General features: G+C 70.9%; 17 protein-coding genes. 3 read left to right on the top strand and 14 right to left on the bottom strand.

Features of this window, described 5'->3' with window-relative positions; genetic code table 11:
• Positions 1 to 8: 8 nt before the first annotated feature.
• The 11 genes from G4D83_RS34015 to G4D83_RS33965 are packed head-to-tail and all read right to left on the bottom strand — an operon-like array spanning position 9 to position 10828.
• Positions 9 to 1112, bottom strand: coding sequence for a hypothetical protein (locus G4D83_RS34015; protein ID WP_163869041.1), 1104 nt, complete (start codon positions 1110 to 1112; stop codon positions 9 to 11).
• A complete protein-coding gene (locus G4D83_RS34010; RefSeq protein WP_163869040.1) occupies positions 1112 to 1627 on the bottom strand; it encodes a phage tail protein in 516 nt (171 codons plus the stop codon). Before G4D83_RS34010 ends, G4D83_RS34015 begins: the two co-directional genes overlap by 1 nt.
• Positions 1614 to 4205, bottom strand: coding sequence for a putative baseplate assembly protein (locus G4D83_RS34005; RefSeq protein ID WP_163869039.1), 2592 nt, complete (start codon positions 4203 to 4205; stop codon positions 1614 to 1616). Before G4D83_RS34005 ends, G4D83_RS34010 begins: the two co-directional genes overlap by 14 nt.
• Positions 4202 to 4630, bottom strand: coding sequence for a GPW/gp25 family protein (locus tag G4D83_RS34000; RefSeq protein ID WP_163869038.1), 429 nt, complete (start codon positions 4628 to 4630; stop codon positions 4202 to 4204). The genes G4D83_RS34005 and G4D83_RS34000 overlap by 4 nt, the downstream gene beginning before the upstream one ends.
• Complete coding sequence (locus G4D83_RS33995; RefSeq protein ID WP_163869037.1) at positions 4627 to 4968, bottom strand: hypothetical protein; 342 nt, start codon at positions 4966 to 4968, stop codon at positions 4627 to 4629. Before G4D83_RS33995 ends, G4D83_RS34000 begins: the two co-directional genes overlap by 4 nt.
• Positions 4969 to 6486, bottom strand: coding sequence for a phage baseplate assembly protein V (locus G4D83_RS33990; protein WP_163869036.1), 1518 nt, complete (start codon positions 6484 to 6486; stop codon positions 4969 to 4971).
• A complete protein-coding gene (locus G4D83_RS33985) occupies positions 6483 to 7232 on the bottom strand; it encodes a CIS tube protein (RefSeq protein WP_163869035.1) in 750 nt (249 codons plus the stop codon). Before G4D83_RS33985 ends, G4D83_RS33990 begins: the two co-directional genes overlap by 4 nt.
• Complete coding sequence (locus tag G4D83_RS33980; protein WP_163869034.1) at positions 7232 to 8488, bottom strand: hypothetical protein; 1257 nt, start codon at positions 8486 to 8488, stop codon at positions 7232 to 7234. Before G4D83_RS33980 ends, G4D83_RS33985 begins: the two co-directional genes overlap by 1 nt.
• Positions 8481 to 8969 carry a phage tail protein gene (locus tag G4D83_RS33975; protein WP_163869033.1) on the bottom strand — a complete coding sequence of 163 codons (489 nt, stop codon included), beginning with the start codon at positions 8967 to 8969 and terminating at the stop codon, positions 8481 to 8483. Before G4D83_RS33975 ends, G4D83_RS33980 begins: the two co-directional genes overlap by 8 nt.
• Positions 8962 to 10143: a phage tail sheath family protein gene (locus tag G4D83_RS33970; RefSeq protein ID WP_163869032.1), complete on the bottom strand. Its 1182-nt coding sequence runs from the start codon at positions 10141 to 10143 to the stop codon at positions 8962 to 8964. The genes G4D83_RS33975 and G4D83_RS33970 overlap by 8 nt, the downstream gene beginning before the upstream one ends.
• A gap of 1 nt (position 10144) precedes the next feature.
• The gene (locus G4D83_RS33965) at positions 10145 to 10828 is read right to left on the bottom strand and encodes a carboxypeptidase-like regulatory domain-containing protein (RefSeq protein ID WP_163869031.1); all 684 of its coding nucleotides are present in this window, start codon (positions 10826 to 10828) and stop codon (positions 10145 to 10147) included.
• A gap of 341 nt (positions 10829 to 11169) precedes the next feature.
• Here G4D83_RS33965 and G4D83_RS33960 point away from each other — a divergent pair, with 341 nt between their 5' ends.
• Complete coding sequence (locus tag G4D83_RS33960) at positions 11170 to 11334, top strand: hypothetical protein (RefSeq protein ID WP_163869030.1); 165 nt, start codon at positions 11170 to 11172, stop codon at positions 11332 to 11334.
• Positions 11335 to 11364: 30 nt separating this feature from the next.
• On the opposite strand, the gene G4D83_RS33955 is transcribed toward G4D83_RS33960, so the two are convergent.
• From G4D83_RS33955 to G4D83_RS33945, 3 genes are all read right to left on the bottom strand, one after another.
• Entirely contained in the window at positions 11365 to 12795 is a 1431-nt protein-coding gene (locus G4D83_RS33955; protein ID WP_163869029.1) for a hypothetical protein, read from the bottom strand.
• A 205-nt stretch (positions 12796 to 13000) separates the two neighbouring features.
• A complete protein-coding gene (locus tag G4D83_RS33950) occupies positions 13001 to 15673 on the bottom strand; it encodes an N-acetylmuramoyl-L-alanine amidase (protein ID WP_163869028.1) in 2673 nt (890 codons plus the stop codon).
• 36 nt (positions 15674 to 15709) lie between these two features.
• On the bottom strand, positions 15710 to 16591 hold the full coding sequence (locus tag G4D83_RS33945; protein WP_163869027.1) for an OmpA family protein: 882 nt from the start codon (positions 16589 to 16591) through the stop codon (positions 15710 to 15712).
• Positions 16592 to 16945: 354 nt separating this feature from the next.
• On the opposite strand from G4D83_RS33945, the gene G4D83_RS33940 reads away from it, so the two are divergent.
• Together G4D83_RS33940 and G4D83_RS33935 are read left to right on the top strand one after the other, a co-directional pair.
• Positions 16946 to 17500: a hypothetical protein gene (locus tag G4D83_RS33940; protein ID WP_240356904.1), complete on the top strand. Its 555-nt coding sequence runs from the start codon at positions 16946 to 16948 to the stop codon at positions 17498 to 17500.
• 15 nt (positions 17501 to 17515) lie between these two features.
• A complete protein-coding gene (locus tag G4D83_RS33935; RefSeq protein ID WP_163869025.1) occupies positions 17516 to 18061 on the top strand; it encodes a hypothetical protein in 546 nt (181 codons plus the stop codon).
• Positions 18062 to 18065 lie beyond the last annotated feature (4 nt).

Here is an 18065-nt window from a genome sequence, read left to right as displayed (position 1 = left end):
GCGCGGGCTTATTGGACCTGCGGCTGGCGCAGCTCCTGTTGCAGACGCTGTTGTCGCTGCATCTGCCGCATGATTTCCGCATTCTGGGGGGACACCTGCAGCATCTCCTGGTTGAGGACCTGGCCTCGGATGAAGACACACTGGCCATTGCTGCAGACGGTGAAGTTGGGGCACGGGCCCGGGCATTGGAAGCCCAGCGGGGCGACCTGGCAGGTGCCCGCGCAGAAGCCGGAGAGGCAGACCTCGTTGGACCGGCACGGCTGGCCATCCGGGAGCTGGCAGAGCTTCGTGGTGCCGCAAATCGCCGGTTGGCGGCAGTCCACGTTGCTCTCGCAGCGCCCGTCATCCCGACTGCACTTGCCGTCGGCGCGGCAGTAGAAGCTGGAGCAGTCGCTGTCGCGCTCGCAGTCCTGCTGGGACTCGAGCAGACACAGCCGGGAGCCGGGCACCTCCGTGCACTTCAGCGGTCCCGGGCAGTCACCCTGACTCGCGCACGTCTGGCCCAGCGCCAGCTGGCACTCGCCCCGCCTGTCGCAGAAGCCGGTGGAGCACATCGCGCCGCCGTCACAGGCCTTGCCCGCGGACACCAGGCACGCGCCGCCATCCGGACTCGTGCACGTGAGCCCCTTGTCGCATTCCCCATCCGGGCAGGGCTCGTTCAGCTTCGCGCCGCCCCCCGAGAGGAGGCCAATCACCGTCCCCAGAATCAGGATGACGCCCGCCGCCAGCGCGACCCACATCCACGGGAAGGGCTTCTTGGGCGGTGGCGCGGCGACGACTTCGAAGGCGGTGGCGGGCCCCTCCGCGTAGCGCTCGTCCGGGTTCGTCACGTCCACCACCAGCAGGTGGAAGGTGAAGCGGCCCGGCGGTGTCCCTGGCGGGACGCGCAGCTGCACGTTGAGCTGCTGGGTGCCGTCCGGCGCGAAGTCCCGCTCGTCGCCGTTCGCGATGGTGGCCCACTCCGCCTTCGCGCCGGGGCCTGGGACGACGGACGCCCGCGCGCGGACGGGGGCACGCAGCGCGTTGGACACCGTGAAGGCCACCTCCCCTTGTCCCGTCGCGTTCAGACGGACGGAGTCCGTCACGGCGGTGATGTCGAAGGCGCGGGGCATCAACGGGCTCCTTGAGGCGGCTGCGCGAAGCGCAGCTCATAGGTGACGTACGCGGGCTTCTCCCGCTCGATGATTCGTTCCAGCAGCAGCCGGTGGGTGGCCACCGCCGAGGGCGCGAGCACCAGCACGTGGAAGGGCCGGGGCCTGCCGTCGGCGCCGGGCACCGCGTCGTCCACCTGGAAGTCGGTGCGGCCGGTGGCGGTGGTGAGGAACAACCGCAGGCCGCGCGCGGTGCCGCGCCAGCGCGATATCTCCACCGCCTGCGCCACCAGCTCGCGCAGCCGCCCCAGGCCCGTCGACACGGGCAGGTCCATGCCCACCCAACGGGCGAGGAACGGCACGAAGCGGTCCGGCGCCCGACGCGGGTCGAAGTGGGACTCCAACCGCATGAGCACGTCCTCGCTGGGCGCGTGCAGCGCCTCCATCACCGCCAGGAGCGCGGTGAGCGGCGAGCCCGAAAGCACGGTGCGCTGGAAGACGCCCGGCAGGAGCCGCTGGATGTCAGGGCTCCGCATCGTCCGTCACCACTTCCAGCGTATGCGCGCCGGAGCTGAGGAGCCACGTGGGCGGCAGCGTCACCTTCTCGGTGAACTCGCGCGTGGAGACGGGCTCATAGCGCTCGCTGCCCCGGGGACGCCGGAAGACGCCGTCCGGTCCTCCCGCGAGCAGCGGCGCACCCGTGGGCGAGGCCGCCAGCGCGAACACGGGCTGGAACAGGCGCTCCGCCTCGCGCAGCGGCAGGCCGCAGCCCACGTCGGGACGCCGCCAGGAAGCGCCCGGGCGACTCGAGTCCACCCACAACACGCCCACGCGGTGGCTGCCCGCGTACACCGTGGAGCCGCTGAACGCGAGCGCCAGACAGCTTCCGCCATCCCAGTTCCTGTCGAAGGGGCGCCACCCATCCGGAGGGTCCGCGCTGCCCATCAGCTCCCAGCAGAGCGCGCCCTTGCCCGGGTCCGCGCCACTGGCCGCGGCCAGGCCCGCCCAGAGGAAGGAGCGAGGCCCGTCCTTCTGGACCTCCAGCACGCGCACGTCCTGGCCCTTGGGGCCGATGGGACGGAAGGTGCCTCCGCGTCCACCGCCGCTCGACAGGAAGACGCCCCGCGTGCCCATGGCCGCCACCGCGACGTTCACCGCGCCGCGCACGTCCGTCGTCGCGGCCACCGCGTAGAAGCCCAGGTCTTGATTGGCGGGGTCCACCAGCACCTGGATGGGCGTGGCCCCCGGACGCGACACCAGCTCGAACAGACCCACGCGCGTGGCCAGCAGCAGCACCGGCACGCCGTCGCGCTCCGCCCACGTCAGGTCCTCCACCGCGTCCAGCGTGTGCGTGGTGTCGTCCCACGTCTCGCCGCAGTCGTAGGACATGTGGATGCGGGAGCGCTTCGAGTCGGAGACGAGCCGCGCGCACGCGGCGACGAGGCCCGCGCGCTGGGGATGCGCCTCCACCGCGTCCACGTCCTCGCCGGGGAAGAGGCCCGCCCGCTCCCAGCCGTCCGCGTCGTTCACCGTGCGGAACAACGTCTCGCCGCCGCCCGCGTAGAAGGTGCCCGGCTGGAAGCTGTCGGCGGCGAGCGTGCGCACCTCGCGGGGCACCTCGTCCACCAGCAGGCGCACCTTGTCGAGGTAGCTGACGCCCGGCTCGGCCAGGAGCGCGTCGTATACGTGCGAGGCCCGCAGAGCCTGGCCGAAGCGCCAGCCCTCCGGCTGCAGCGCCGAGGGCAGCGGCGTGAGCACCTGGTGGAGCCGCTCGGTGAGGCGCGAGCGCAGCGCCGCCGTGTCCTCCTCGCGGTGCGCCACCACTCGCGCCTGCACGCGCACCGTCTTGTAGCGCGCCCACTCCACATGGCAGGTGGTGCCCAGCGGACGGCGCAAATCGAGCTCCGTGTGGATGCGCGCGCGGGCCTCCTCCGTCTCGTGCTCGCGCAGCGCCGCCTCGGTGATTCCCTCGCCCGAAGCGCCGCGCACCTCCGGCGGCAGATGCGGGACGAGCAACACCTCCACCGTGCCCGCGGGGGCATGCGACCAGAGCTGCGCCAGCGTGACGGCCCTGGCGCGCGCCACCGCGCCGGAGCTGCGCAGCGCCAGCAGCTCGAAGTCCCCGGCGGTGACGGCGCGCCGCAGCGAGTGCAATTCCTGGGGCCCGCGCAGGAGCGCGTTCTCCAGCGTCTCCGCCACCCGACCGCCCGTGGCGGGGCGGGGGTTGGTGACCTTCAAGCCCGGAAGGGGCGCCTTGAGCACCTCCAGCGTGCCCGCCGCCACGTTGCCCGAGGCGCCACCCCCGCGCCGGTACCAGACGCGAATCTCCCGCCCCACGCCGGGCACCGCCGCCAGCGTGCGCGGCTCGTTCAGCTCGCCCGCCTCGTTCGCCAGTCGCACCGAGGACGCGAAGGTGAGGGTGCCCGTCATCCGGTCCGCGACATAGGCCGGCTCGTCCGGGCCCAGCGCCGCGAAGTTCTCCACCTCGCGCCAGATGCGGAAGGTGCGGCCGTCATGGCGACGGGCCGGCGCTCGCGCATCCAGCTCGCCGGGTCCCGCCTCCACGCCCACGACGAGGTCCAGCGAGTCCCCAGTGGGCGCGACGATGGGCGGACGCTTCACCTGCACGGTGAGGCCCGGCAGGCCCGTGCCCACGCCCACCTTCTCTCCGTCCACCGGGTCGCAGTGGTAGGCGAGCACCTCCACCTGGGTGGCACCGGGCGGAATCGTCACCGCGTCCGCCGTGTGGAAGACGACGGGCTCCACGCCCGCGCCGGCGCGCGACAGGGTGACGGGCGTGTTGCGCGGAATCTCCGTGGGGCGCTCGGAGGCGCGGGCCAGGGAGAAGCGCAGGCGCACCGACGCGGCGGCGGGCGGCTGGAGGCGCACGCCGAGCAGCCGGAGGAACTCCACGTACGCCTTCTCCGGCAGCCGGTTGAGCCGGTAGAGCATCGTCTCGGTGAGGTGGGAGAAGACCTCCACCAGCACCATGCCCGGGTCGTGCGGCGTGAGGTCCGTCCACTCGGGACACAGGGCGAGGATGCGCGAGCGCGCCTGCTCCACGAGCTGCGCGAAGCTCCGGTCGTCGAGCCGGGGTGTCGGCAACGACGTCATGTCGGGCCTCCCGAGAGCGAGTAGGGATACGCCAGCCGCTCCGTGCGGCCGGTGGAGCGCACGCGGTACTCCACGGACACGTCCAGGCGGAAGCCGTCCTCCGCGCTCCGGGTGGCGTCCAGGTGCAGCACCTGGATGCGCGGCTCCCACCGGTCCAGGGCGCGGCGCACGTAGTGGATGGCGAGCCCCGCCGTGGTGTCGTCGTTGTTGGCGAAGAGCAGCTTGTGCAGCTCACAGCCATAGTCCGGGCGCATCACCCGCTCCCCTGGCACCGTGGTGAGCAGCAGCAGCACGGCCTGACGGATGGAGGCGTGCTCCTCCACCATCTCCACGCGGCCGGTGGGAGCCACGCGCAGGCCGGACTTCTCCGCCATCTCGAAGTCCGGGTGCGCGAAGCGCCAGGTGCGGAAGCGAGGCCCGCTCATCGCTCCTCCGTCACCAGCGTCTGGCCGGGCGCGTTGACCTTGTACTTCACGATGCCGGGCGGGGTGCCGTCCGTCAGCCCCATCAACGTGTCCAGGCAGACGGGCTTGCCGTCGATGGTGACGAGCGTTGAGTAACCCTGTTGCACCTTCAACGTGGTGGTGCAGGGCTTGATGGTGGGGCCGATGTTGGGACACCCGCCAATGGGACGGCCCTCCGGGTCCGCGCGCACGAGCAGCGGCCGGCGCTCCACCGTCACCCAGGGCTGCGAGTTCACCAGCCCCACGCGCCCCAGCTCATGGGCACACACCACCAGCGCGTCCACGGTCAGCAGGCGCATTCAGCCCCTCCGGAAGTCAATGGACCGTCCACGGATGACCACGTCCTGCCCGGGTGCCTCCAACTCCATCGCCACCTTCGAGTGCAGCCGCACCCCCTTCGGTGACAACTCCAGGTAGCTGCCGGTGCCGTCCTCCAGGCGCAGCGTGCGGCTCTCGTCGTCCAGCTTCAGCCGGTGCCCGCCCGTCGTCAGCAGCGTGTAGCGCCTCACCGAACCGCCCTCGACGCCCGCGTCCGGAGGCCCCCCGCCTCCGTACAGCCCGCCCACCACCACGCCGCGCGCCGGGTCCTCGCCGCCCAAGGCGAGCAGCACCGTGTCTCCCACGTCGGGCAGCAGCATCAGCCCCTTGCCGGAGCCGCCGCCCGCCGCCAGCACCTGCATCCAGTCCGTCTCCACGCCTCCGTATGCGGGCAGCGTCGCGCGCACGCGGCCCCGTCCATCCGGGTCATCCACCCGGCTCACCACGCCCAGCGTCACCGCGGAGGCGCGAGCCCGAGGCCTTCGCGGAGGCGGCGCGGAGGACAGCTCCGAGACGAAGCCCTGCCGCGCGTCGATGCGATGCATGACGCTGGTGAGCACGTAGCGGCCCGCCACCAGCGCGGCCACACCCGCCACGTCCACCCGCGTGCCCGGCCGCAGCCGAGCGTCGCCCTCGGCCAGGGCGGTGAGCACCACCTCGCGTGCGCCCCGGTGGTCCAGCTCCGCCTGCGCCGCGGCCTCGACGTGGGGGATACCCTCCGCCGCCTCGTCCACCAGCGAGCGACGCGACTCTCCGCCCACGCACTCTGGCGAGACTCCCGCCTCCACGTCCCGCCCCACGCGAGGTACATCCGCGCGCCCCGCGTGCGCCTCCGCGCGCAGCACGTCCCAACCCTCGGCGGACACCTCGCGGCAGGCCGCGTCGCCATTCATCTCGATGGACGCCTCCAGCAGCGACTCGCCCAGGAGCAGCGACACGGGCGCGCCCTCGCCCTCCAGCGTCATCAACCGCAGCGTGTCGCCATGGAGCACCGGGAACAGGCCACAGCGGTCCGCGTACTCCACCAGCAATTCCAAATCGGATTGGCCATGCTGGATGAGGTAGCGCCACAGCGGCCCGGGTGACGCCGCCTTCACGGAGAGGCCCAGCCCCGAGACGAGTTCTTTCGCCAGGTCCTCCAACGTCACCTGCACGTGCGCGCGCACCGGCTGCCGCTTGCGCAGGCGGTGCAGGACGTCATAGCCGCGCACCCGCACCTCGCGCGCTCCGCCCCGCGCATGGGAGAACTCGACGGCCGTCACCTCTCCCAGGAAGAGGTCCTCCAGCGAGGACGAGGCCGCCACGCGCAGCGAGGTTCCCGGAGGAAGGCCCGACGTGGCGAGCACGCCGCGCGGGTCGGTGAAGGTCAGCTCGCACTGCGTGGGCAGCGCCAGTCGCTGCGACACCTGGATGGACGCGAGGGAGCGCAAGTCCCCCGTCGGCAGCGGCGCGCCGCCCACCTCGATGCGCAGCTCGGGCAGCCCCCGCACCTGGCTCACAGCACCCTCCGGAGCGCCTCTGGAGTGGGCAGGCGCAGCACCTGTCCAGGAGGAACGCGCGAGGGGTCGGCGATGCCATTGAGCCCGGCGATGAGGCGCCACATCGACGGGTCGCCGTAGCGTTGGTATGCGATTTCATCCAGGCGCTGTCCCGAGGCGGGCGTGCCGTCCTCGCCCTCCTGGGCCCCGAGCACCGTGTGCGCCTCGTAGTCCTCCGGTGTCAGGGCCGCGGCCACCACGTCCGGGTCCGGAGGCTCGCCGCTCGTCACCGGCTGCCGCACACCTGTCTCGTCCTCCACGCGCACCATTCGCAGGCGCAGCCACGAGCGACGCGGTGCTCCCGTCGCGGTGAAGTGCTCCAGGCGTTCGGCGATCGCGGCCACCACGCCCAGGAACTGGGTCCGCTTGCCCCACACCACCCGCGCCAGCGACGGCCGCATGCCACCGTCCTCGCGCAGGCCGTTCTCCGCCAGCCGCCACAAGGGCTCGGTCAAGTCACGCACGTCCGCCGTCTCCAACGTGGAGCCGGACAGCGAGACGTCGAAGAGCAGGTCCAACGTCAGCTCGGTGGTGCCTCCTCCGGTGAAGAGCAGCGGGTCATCCCCGGGCCCACCCCATGGCAACGAGCCGCCCAGCGCGCGCCTCGGACGCAGGCCCGCCTCCCGGCGCAGGACGAGCGTCTCCGGGTTGAGCAGACACCCGATGCGCTCACCGCTCGGCTCGATGAGGAAGGCCACGCGCTCCATCAGTCACCCCGCTGCTCGCGCTCGAGCCGGCGCAGCCGCGTCCACAGCCGAATCTCCTCGGCGACGTCCGGAGACTCCGGAGTCAGGGCGGTGGGGAGCTCCGGCCAGGAGGCGTGCTCGGACGGGGCGGCATCCTCGGAGGCTCCATGTGGCTCATCTCCCACCGGGGTGGCGAAGCGCGAGGCGGAGTGCTCCTCCGCATCCGTCCAGGTGCGTGGCGCGAACGGAGGCGTGGGTTCGTGGGACACATCCCGGCGCACCGCCTCGGCCTCCCGCGCCTGGACTTCGTCCGGGCCTCGACGCACACGCCACGGCTCGCCCGTGGACCGGGGCAAGGCACGCGGCGGAGGCAAGGACATTCCGCTCGTGCCCTCGCGTTGCAACTCCAGCGCCTGGGACGCGGAGATGCCCTGGTGAAATCCGGAGGCGCACAGGCTCCGCTCTCGGTCCTCTTCACCCAGCGGAGGCACGCACACCTCGCAGGGAGACGCGGGCGAGGCGGCCACCATCACCGGATTGGCGAAGGGCGGCCCTCCCATCATCGGCGTGGGGACGGGAGTGACGGGCCCCTCACTGGAGGACCGCCCCGACACCACGGGAGCAGGTGTCGCGGGAGGCGATGAGAAGGGATGCGCCGGCGCCAGGGGCTTCAGCTTCGAGGCCCGCGACGGCTCTTCGTGATGAGCGCTCACGGGGCCCTGGCCGCTGACCTCGCGCCGCATCGACACCGGGGCAACAGGCTCCACGGGAGCACCCGGCGCGACGCGGCGGGAGGAGGGCGCGGGGAGCACGGCGGGCCGCGAGGCGTCGCGAACCGGCGCGGGCCGCGCGGAGGCGGACTTGTCGGGCTCGCTCGCGCGCAGCATCCGCGCCCGGAACGACTGGTGGGACTCACTCACCGGGAGCGGCGCCTCCGGCTCCGCCAGTCCCTCCACGAGATGGGGCGCGACCTTGCGCACCCGGGCCACCCAGTCCGCGGGAGGCGTCTGGGTGCGCCGCCCCTGGACATCGCGGATCCAGTGCTCCGGCGGACTCAGCCCCGTGGGAGGCGCCGTCACCGTGACGGGCGTGGAGGCGGTGGAGGCACCGTCGATGGAAGAGGGGCTCGCGAGCTCGGGCGGCACGCGCGCCTGGGCGAGCGCGGCGGCGAAGTCGCTCTCCTCCTCGGAGAGGACGGACTCCGCCCACGCCTTCATCTTCCGGGCAACGGCGCGCAGCCACGCGCCGGGCACGGGTCCGCGCGCGGGCTCAGCCACGGGTGATGGACTCGAAGACGAGGGTGAGTGAGTCGATGGCGATCTGCTGGCCGAGCGCATCCAGCGGCGCCGCCCGCCACTTCTTCGGCCAGGCATCGTTGAGGTTCCAGCGCAGCCTCTCCGTCACCCCATCCATGTCCAAGAGCAGCACCGACACGTTCTTGCACTGCGGCACGCCGTTCATCGACGCGAGGAACCAGTTCCACAGCTCCGGCGACTGGGTGACGCCATAGCGCAGCGTCATGTCGCCGTGCGTGACGGGCCCCGCCAGCCTGCGCGTCACCGGTCCCGCGCCGCCCTCGCGGTAGTGCAGCGCGGCGACTTCGACCTCCAGGCCGGTGCACTGGGTGAAGTGCCCCTCGTTCACCCCGTCGATGAGCAGCTTGAAGTTGTACGCGCGGAACGGGTCCGCGCGCGCGCCGGGCTGCGCGCCCGCCTCCTGCTCCGGCGGGGCCGCCTCGGGAGCCTTGGCTTCAGCCATTGGACACCTCCTCCACTTCCGCCCCGCCCGCATGCTGGCCGATTCGGAAGATGATGAACTCCGCGGGCTTCACCGGTGCCAGGCCGATGACGGCGATGACCTGGCCCTCGTCGATGGTCTCCTGCGTGTTCGTCTGCTCGTCGCACTGCACGAAGAACGCCTCTTCCTTGGTGCGGCCCATCAGCGCGCCGTCGCGCCACAGCCGCAGCAGGAACGCGCTCACGTCGCGGTGGATGGACTTCCACAGCGTGGGGTCGTTCGGCTCGAACACCGTCCAGTTGGTGCCCAGCGCGATGGACTCCTCCACGAAGTTGAAGAGCCTGCGCACGTTGACGTAGCGCCACTCGCTGGCGGCGTCCGCCACCGTGCGCGCGCCCCACACGCGGATGCCGCCGCGCGGGAAGTAGCGGATGCAGTTGACGCCCATCTGGTTCAGCTCGCCCTGCTCCTCCGGCGTCACGTCGCGCACCAGCCGCATCGCCCCGCGCACCACCTCGTTGGCGGGCGCCTTGTGCACGCCCCGGGTGACGTCCGTGCGCGCGTAGATGCCCGCGATGTGCCCGGACGGCGGCACGTTGACCATGGTCTTCCCGTCGCCGAGCGGGTCCGGCGTGGAGAACCACGGGTAGTAGAAGGCGCCGTAGCCCTGGTCGGACATGCGGCAGCGGATGCCGGCGCCCTCGTCGCCCGAGTAGATTTTCGTGAGGCGCTCCACCTCCTCGACGTCCTCGGGCGCGTCGAGGATGGCGATGCGGTCTCTCATCTTTTCGCAGTGGGACAGGAGCGCGTCCCACGCCGCGGGGTTCGTGAAGCCGGGCGCGGCCACCATGGCCACCTCGCTGACCTCTTCCAACACCGCCACGCCCTGCCGCTTGCGCGCGTCGCCGACGATGCTCTCGCTGTCGCCGATGTTGACGATGAAGCAGCGCCGGCCACCGTTCTCGAAGAAGCCATACACCGCGCGGGCCAGGGCCGTGCCTGGCGTGCCGGGAGGCGCGAACTCCTTCACGAACTGCGCCCAGCCATTGACGGGCACCGCCTGATTCAGCCGGGCGCCGTGAGCGGGCGCCCGGCCCACGAAGGCGGCGGTGGTGGTGCCCACGCCCTGGATGGAGCGTGTTCCGCTGGGAACCTCCTCCACATAGACGCCAGGCGTCAGGTAGCTCGTCGGCACGTCAGTCCTCCTTCAGCGGCAGGCGAATGAGCAGTGGTTGAGGCTCGGAGGCGAGCGCCTCCGGCCCCAGCGCGAGCAACTCCCCCTTCGCTCGCACCTCCAGCCGCCCCAGCGTGGCCACTGGCGGCACGCGGGGAAAACGAAAGCAGCCCTTGTCGTCGGTGCGAGTGACCAGGCTCAGCCCGGGCAATTCCACCAACGCACCGGGGATGGGCACGTCACCGGGCCCGACGACACAGCCGAGCAGCGCCTCGGCGGGCACCGCCTGGGTGATGACGGGGAAGCGCACGCGGTGGACGATGGGCTGCGGACGCTCGCGGCGCACGGGCAGGCGCACCCGGAAGCCGGGACGCGGAGGGATGCGCAGCCCCGCCCAGACGGTGGCGGGCACGGGCGTGAGGTCCACCTCGAACTCCGACTCCTCCATGGCCGAGAAGACCAGCTCCCCCAACAGGCGGTGGGCGAGCTCGGGTGACTCCGCGCCCGCGGTGACCAGGTAGCAGACGGAGATCTGCAGCGGCACCCGGCGCCCGCCTCGAGCGGGAGGCGCGGGCCCCAGCTCCAGCAGGTACAGACACACGCCGCGCTCAACGGCCTCACGGTCCGGTGCCCCCAGATGCACGGGTGCATCGCCAGCGATTCGGCCTGCCCACGACTTCAAACGCAGATCGACTTCGTCGATCATCCGGTCCCCCGAGGTCCTGGGCCGGTGCTCACGTGCCTGCATCGCCAGTGACGTCCGGGCAGGCAAGGTGGCATCGGCTGCGGGCCGCGGTAATTGGTCCGAAGGACGGAGCCGCCGTCGCGGGCTCAACACGCTGGCGCGCGTGACACGTGCTTCGTCGGACGGAGCACAGAGCCAACGCGAACTCGTGAACCGAACGGGTGCGCCCCCCGCACACCTCCACCGCGCGCGGCTCCGGTGGACGCGCATGTCCGTGAAGCGCTCTCCGCACACGAAGCCACAAGAAGCGCCCGCTCGAGCGTCATCTTCGCGACCCTCTCGCCGAGCCTCCATGCCCCGACATGCTCGCCATCAACAAGCAGGCGCAACTCAATGACGGCACCGGCAAGGACGTCAGCAGCGAGTCCATCGCCGACGCGAAAGTGCCGCTCGACATCACCTGGCTCGGAGGCAGCCGCATCACCCTGCCCCTGTGGCGCGAGCCGACAGCACCCACGCGGCCCTGAGCCAGGGACTCGCGTGGAGGATGGACAGCGTCAGAGCGAGTGACAGACCTTGGGCTGGAGGGGCGTGGTCAGCAGCACGCCCTCCGGCAGGGCCGTCGCTTCCTTCCATGTCGTCACGCTCGCGAGAAACCGCCGGGCCTCCTTGTCGACCTGCACGATGAGGCCTCCTTCCCCCAGCGACATGAGCGAAGCGCCGCCGGGCCCTTCATGGACGCGCACGCGCTTGTTGTCGCGGGTGATGCGCTCCACAACATGGCGGAGGATGCTCGTCGGCTCCGGCGTCGAGGCGTCGCACCAGGACTCCACGGCCGACAACCAGAGCGTGTCGCCCACCATCACGGCCTGGAGGAAGCGGTGCTTCGCCGGCTCGGTGTTGTGCGGAATGCTCCGACGCGTCGACTCCTCGACGAGCATCTTCCCATCCCTCACCCAGCCATCGGGGAGCCCGAGCAGCACCGAGCCCTCGGAGATGAGCTCTCCGTGGGCCGACACCGAGCGAATGCTCCACTTGCCGTCGGTGGCCACGTCGCGCCATCCACTGAACTGGGGCAGCGTGGGATTCGTCTGGTCGCCGTTCTGGACGCGGAAGGCCCACTTGCCTCGGGCCTCGCTCCACTGGAGCGCCTCCGGGCCGCGATAGTCCGGAGCGGGGCTCCGCACGGGAGTCATCGGGTTGCCTGTCACGGCATCACGGATGCTCACCTCCAGGTCCGTGAGCATCGACGTCAGGCCCAACCCCAGGGTTCCCCGGACGAGCAGCACACTCGCGCGGTCGACCGACAGACGCGCGAGGATGACGCCGGGTTCCTGGGGCCCCGCCGGCAGGAAGCGACGCTGCTTGGGCAGATAGACACCCGCGCGGAGCAACGCGGGAGGCGGCGTCGTGAACGCCTCCGAGTCGTCGCCCTCCTCGCTCCGTGGCGCGGCGGGCTTCCACCACACCAGGGGAAGGCCCTGGTTCAGCGCCGTGCGCCAGGAGGCCTCGAGCCGAGGCAGTCGCGCCGCCAACGCCCGTCCGGGCTCGCTGTCACGCAGCGGCGCGAGCCCGGCGTCATTCGTCCAGAGGGAGGCGAAGCGCGGGAGGTCGGCCTGGAGGAGTGCTTCGATGTCCCGTGCCGCCGAGGCGAAGTCCTTGCGTCCGACGGCGGCGCGCACGGACTGCAACGCCGACTCCGTGTCCTGGATGGCCTGGGTGGGGTCCACGCCGAGCAACAGCGGGACTTGAGCGGACGCGGTGGCGGGTGGCGTCCCCACGGCCTGTGGCGGAGGAACGGGTCCGGTCGAGGACGGTGGGGTGCCAGGCGTCGCCACCGAGGACCGCTGTTGGAGGACAGGCGCGGGCGGGGACGACTCGGCGGCGACCGCCTGCCGACAGGCACCGGTCAGCAGCGGAAGCACCACCACCATCCACCCGAGCGCCAGACGCCACACCACGCCCTCCGACGTTCGCCAGGACGACACTGCCCCGCCTCGGGCTCCGGCCCCTCGCGAAGGAACCACGCTCACCCGACGCCCCATGGACGACCTCCCGCGACTCCCGAGCAGCGCGGGATTGCGTCGGCCCTCCGTCACGAATCCGCTCGCCATGACGAGCCTCCCAGGCGGACACCACTTGGACCGTTGACGTTCGTCGCTCGCGCGCATGGGGACCATCTTGGCACCGACCTCAGGGTGCGTGCAGGTGGAGGCGCATCTGTCCCAGCTCGGCCTGGAGCGTGGCGGACTCGGGGGTGACGGCCGTCAGGAGCGCATCCGTGGCGGCCGTCGCCGCGCGCAGCCGCGTCAGCCACTCCCGGCTGTTCGCCGTCGCGTCCACCTGGGCTCGAACCGTCCCGTCGGCGTCCTGCAACATCTCCAGCACGACGGAGCCCGCGCCCTCGCGGTTGTTCAGGTACGTCACCACGCGCTGCACCGTCTGGAAGAACTCGAACCAGTTCGCCACCGTGGTGCCATTGCCGGGGCGCACATCCACGGCGTTCCCCGCGAGGTGCTGTCCCGCCCGGGCACTCAGCGCGTTGACCTCCACCGCCACATGGCTCAGCAGCACCGTGACGCCGTGCTGACGGTCGTTGATCATCTCCAGCGCATCCAACAGGCGCATCCGGAAGCGCGTCGTCTGCTGCGGCGCCGCGGCCAGCGCCGTCAAATCACAGAGACGGTCCACCGTGACTTCATAGAGGTTGTCATTCCACCGGACCTCCGCGTACCCCTGCGCCGGCGCCACGGAGGGCACGGGATTCACGAAGCGCACCACGTACCCGTTCTCCACGGCGATGGTGCTCGCCACCTGTCCGCGCGTCTTGTCCTGGGAGCGCAGAATCTGCTCGTGCCGCGCGACGCGCTCGTTCATCCACTGCATGAATACGAGCGGGTGCAGGTGCCAGACGTGCGAGTCGCCCAGGAAGGGCCCGATGACGGCCTCGGTGGCGGCTGCCTGCATGTCCGTGTGGAAGCACAGGGGACGGATGTTCGCCTCCCACTGCTCGTTGGTGAGCGCCTGCGTCAGCGCCACCTCGACGGCCGGCTGCCCCACGACGATGGTCTGCGTGAGCTGCTCCCGCGTCTCCAGGCTCCACTCGCTGCGGAAGCGCACGGCCACCTGGCGCAAGTCGCTCACCGCGGTGCGGACATCGACCTGGGTGATGGGCGGATAGCCCCGCCCCTGGAGCCAGTCATCCAACGCGGGCAAATCACAGACCAGGTCCTCGGTGGTGTCCTCCATCCGGTTGGCGGCTTCCACCCACGGGCTGTCGGCGAACCGGGACACGTCCGCGGTGGTGAAGACCTCCACGTGCACCGTGGGCCCATACACGGGCCCGGTGGCATCCAGTCCGGTGATGTACGTGCCCGAGTGGCCCACCAGGTCACTGAGCAGCACGGTCTGGTCGGGATAGAAGATGTCGCCGTTGTCGGGCGCCCGGTCCGTCGGATGGTCGATGAGGTAGTGATTGAGCCAGTCCGGATGCGCCGCGTAGTCCACCACCGGCGCCCCCACATCGCTCCGCGCAATCACGTTCGGCCGCAGGTGCATGTAGAGCGAATAGACCGTCTCGGTGGAGTCGGCCCCGTAGTCGATTTCCCCCGCGCGGTTCGCGTCCTCGCGCACGTGCACCTCGTGGCGCACGAGCACGAAGCAGCGGCTGTAGCGAGGCTCGACTCCCTGCACCAGCCCGTTGGCGACGCGCGCGGCGACGATGCGGCCATTGGCCATGGCGTAGACGGGCCGCGCGTTCTCCCCCGAAGCCAGGTGGACGCCGCCGTGCCACAGGCGATTGAGGCCCACCGGGAAGTAGCCGCCGCCCGTGCCCTCGCAGGCGGTGAAGTAGTCCTCGCGACGGCTGGCGACGTTGTACGCCGTCATCGCGATGTAGTCGGCGGAGCGCGCCGTCTCCAGGTAGTTCAGCGCCCGCGTCGTGTCGTCCAGGTTGACGGGGTACCACCACTCGTCGCTGACGCCGCGCTTGAGCCGGTAGAAGTCCATGGACGCGCCCGGGTCCGAGCGGTCCGCCTGGATGTTGTTGTGCCCGATGATTCCCTGGAAGGAGCGCACCCGCTCCTTGTTCTGGAGCACCGCGGGAGTGTTGAGCTCGATGAGGTCCTGGACGTCAATCCAGGGCTGCTCGACGCCGGTGGCCGGATGCAGCAGGAAGGCCTTGGGGATGCGATTCATCTCGCACATGCACTTCGCCCACTTCACCAGCGTCTGGTACTGCTCCTCGGTGAAGAGCACGTCCAGCGGGTACGTGGCGCGGTTGTCATTGCGCGCGTCGTCGAACGTGGCGACTTTGATGTAGTAGTAGGCGCGGTTGGCGCTGGTGCTCTGGAGCACCGTCCCGCCATTGATTTTGCCCAGCTTGAAGCGGCGCGTGCCGCCCGTCTTCGAGCCCGGATGCATGCTGTAGTCGCACTCGTCCGGGAAGGTGGCCACCGTCTGGAAGTCGATGCCAGGATAGCCATTGACGCTGTAGAGCGCGGGGCCCTGCTGAATCTTGCCGAAGCGCGCCAGCTCCACGCCGATGGACGTGAGGTTGACGAAGCTGTACTGCCCGGAGAAGTCGGGCGCACCGCCCACGTGGTTGGTGCGGACAATCATCTCCTCGCACTGGAACAGCGTCCCATCCAGGTCGATGTTGAAGGTGGCGCCGTACCAGTCCGTGGAGGGCGCCTGCCAGTTCCCCGCCACCCAGCCGTGGGTGTAGTGCAGGGTGATGGTCCGCGTGACGTCGCGGTGGCGCGTCGCCGCGTTCCACGCCGGGGCGCTGGTGGGCGGCTGCTGGTCTCCCACCGCGGTCAACACGTCGGTACGTCCGTAGAGTCTCAGGACTTCCGGAACGGGCATGGTGGCTCCACGCGAGGTGACGGCGCGACAAGCGCCTCAGACGGAGAAGAAGAAGGTGTGGCGCGGGGTGATGGGCAGATAGCTGCGCTGGTAGCCGGCCTGGGCACCGTAGAGCTGCGCGCCCGGAGGACTCTGGCGGGAGAAGTCCGGCGGCGGCTCCTCGAAGAAGACCAGCTCCACGCGTCGGTTGACCTGCGAGCGCAGGTTGTCCTGGCCCTGCCCTTCGATGGGCCAGTCCTCGCCGCACCCGAGCACCGCGGGCGTGGCGAAGCTCAGCGCGCCCCTCGCGGCCTTCAGGTCCACGCGGCCGGCGACATACGTCTCATAGAGCTGGAAGACGGCCTTCCAGTCCTCCACGCCCGGCGCACGGGAGTCCGGCGGCTTCGAGCCGTGCGCGGCCTCCACGCCCTTGCGGAACGCGGTGAGCGCCGCCGTGGTGCGCGAGCCGTGCCGCCCATCGATGCCACCCGGGTCGCAGCTCCAGCCGTACTCGTCCGCCACCCAGGTGAGGACCGTCTGATAGTCCTGCACGGTGTGCTCGGCGCAGGAGGCCGCCCAGCCCGCCTTGTCGCCCGTGAGGAAGTGGTGGACGTTCTCGGCGCGGGCCTTCGACAGGGCGCGGTTGGAGCCATCCCCTCCGACGCTGTCGGTGTGCCCGGCGACGAGCAGCGTCTGCTTCTTCTCCAGCGCGTACTCGAGCGCGCGGATGACACACGTCAGTCCCCCCGTGTGGCCCTCGCGCCAGTTCTCGCGCGCATGGGGCGCGGGTAGGAGCACGGCGCTGCCGGAGTGGAAGTTGAGGTCGTCCAGCTCCACCACGACGGCCGCGCGGCGCTTGAGGACCAGGGTGTGGGCCTCACCCGTCGGCAACCCGAGGCCCGACGTGAGCTTCCGCGCGGTGACCTTGTTGTGAGACATCCTCGCCCCCTGGAGCTCTGTTGGAAGCTGAACTCTAACCGCTTCTTCACCGCGCGTGCGAGTCTCCGCGTTGAGAAGTCGGAGCGCGTGGGTGGCTCGCGCCCGCCTGCCCCGCATGTCACGGCAGCGCTCCGCTCCGCCGGGAAAACCCGCGCGGGAAAGCCAGGGCTTTCCCCGCCTCGGACACGAGGGCACATCATTTTCGTCCACGCGACTTCCGTTTCAGCGCGTGCCGCCGAATGATGGTCGCCGGGCCGGACATCCTTCGTGGAACAGCACATGACGACGGCAACACCTTCGACGAGACGACGTGCGGCATTCCTCCGACGACATGGCGCGGCCCTGGCTGGCCTCGTGGCGGTCGCCACCGGCGGCGCCGCGCACGCACAGGAGACGGGGGGCTCGGAGCACTACCGCCTGGGACTGCTGGTGGATGCGGGCGCGCCCCATGGCATCGGCGTGTCCGCGGTCTTCAAGCCCTTGCCCTGGCTGCGACTGCAGGCGGGCCCCACCACCAACACGCTGAGCCTGGGCCTGCGCGGCGGCCTCAGCATCCTGCCGATGCAGACGTTCATCTCCCCTTCCATCAACGTGGAGGGCGGGCACTACCTCGGCTCCGACTACAACGACGTGGTGGACTGGCTGGGGGCCACGCCCACGTCGGCCACGTCCTCCATCCGCGACATCAGCTACGACTACGTCGCCGGCAGCGTGGGGCTCGAAATCGGCGCCTCCAGCCGCTTCAACTTCTTCCTGCACCTGGGCCTGAGCTACGTGCGCATGGGCGTGGACGACGCGAGCGCGCTCATCGAAGACGCCACGGGCGAGTCGGACATCACCGCGCGCAACCTCACCGTGCGCGCCACCATCCCCTCCGTGAAGGTGGGCTTCCTCTTCTATTTCTTCTGAGTCTGGAGACACACCATGCGAACGAATACCTTCCGCGCCCTGGTGCTCTCCACCTGTGCGCTGGCCGCCACCGGCTGCGACTCCCTCTTCTTCATCGAGGCGGAGGCCGAGGAGATCTGCAAGGCCGAGCCCGACGTCGACTTCCCCGCCGCCCTCCCCGGCACCCTCAGCCTCCAGTACTCGCTCGACTTCCCCCTGGGTGACTTCGACGAGGTGCTCCCGCAGGACACCGACGTGGAGACGGAGCTGCGCCTCAAGGTCTTCGAGGTGACGTCCAGCACGGACCTGAGCGGAATCGAGCGCGCGAGCGTCTCGGTGGTCCGTCCGGGCACCAGCGAGAGCATCCTCATCGGCGAGTACCGCCGCGCCAACACGTCGCCCACGCAGTCCATCCGGCTCACCGGCAGCGGCGCGGTGAACCTGCTGGACATGGCCCGCGAGGACTCGCTGGAGCTGGTCTTCGATGCCCGCGGCTCGCTGCCCACGCGGGACTGGAACGCGCGGCTGGAGGCGTGCGCGGGCGTGCGCGCCAAGGCGAACTACTTCGACCTGGTCTTCTAGACCC

The sequence above is a fragment of the Myxococcus eversor genome, from assembly GCF_010894455.1.
Taxonomy (GTDB): domain Bacteria; phylum Myxococcota; class Myxococcia; order Myxococcales; family Myxococcaceae; genus Myxococcus; species Myxococcus eversor.
This window is presented reverse-complemented; position numbering and strand designations above follow the sequence as displayed.

Excerpts from the sequence above, each read along its gene's own strand:
- G4D83_RS34015 (WP_163869041.1), bottom strand. The coding sequence starts at position 1,112 with ATGCCCCGCGCCTTCGACATCACCGCCGTGACGGACTCCGTCCGTCTG.
- G4D83_RS34010 (WP_163869040.1), bottom strand. The coding sequence starts at position 1,627 with ATGCGGAGCCCTGACATCCAGCGGCTCCTGCCGGGCGTCTTCCAGCGC.
- G4D83_RS34005 (WP_163869039.1), bottom strand. The coding sequence starts at position 4,205 with ATGACGTCGTTGCCGACACCCCGGCTCGACGACCGGAGCTTCGCGCAG.
- G4D83_RS34000 (WP_163869038.1), bottom strand. The coding sequence starts at position 4,630 with ATGAGCGGGCCTCGCTTCCGCACCTGGCGCTTCGCGCACCCGGACTTC.
- G4D83_RS33995 (WP_163869037.1), bottom strand. The coding sequence starts at position 4,968 with ATGCGCCTGCTGACCGTGGACGCGCTGGTGGTGTGTGCCCATGAGCTG.
- G4D83_RS33985 (WP_163869035.1), bottom strand. The coding sequence starts at position 7,232 with ATGGAGCGCGTGGCCTTCCTCATCGAGCCGAGCGGTGAGCGCATCGGG.
- G4D83_RS33975 (WP_163869033.1), bottom strand. The coding sequence starts at position 8,969 with ATGGCTGAAGCCAAGGCTCCCGAGGCGGCCCCGCCGGAGCAGGAGGCG.
- G4D83_RS33965 (WP_163869031.1), bottom strand. The coding sequence starts at position 10,828 with ATGATCGACGAAGTCGATCTGCGTTTGAAGTCGTGGGCAGGCCGAATC.
- G4D83_RS33960 (WP_163869030.1), top strand. The coding sequence starts at position 11,170 with ATGCTCGCCATCAACAAGCAGGCGCAACTCAATGACGGCACCGGCAAG.
- G4D83_RS33950 (WP_163869028.1), bottom strand. The coding sequence starts at position 15,673 with ATGCCCGTTCCGGAAGTCCTGAGACTCTACGGACGTACCGACGTGTTG.
- G4D83_RS33945 (WP_163869027.1), bottom strand. The coding sequence starts at position 16,591 with ATGTCTCACAACAAGGTCACCGCGCGGAAGCTCACGTCGGGCCTCGGG.
- G4D83_RS33935 (WP_163869025.1), top strand. The coding sequence starts at position 17,516 with ATGCGAACGAATACCTTCCGCGCCCTGGTGCTCTCCACCTGTGCGCTG.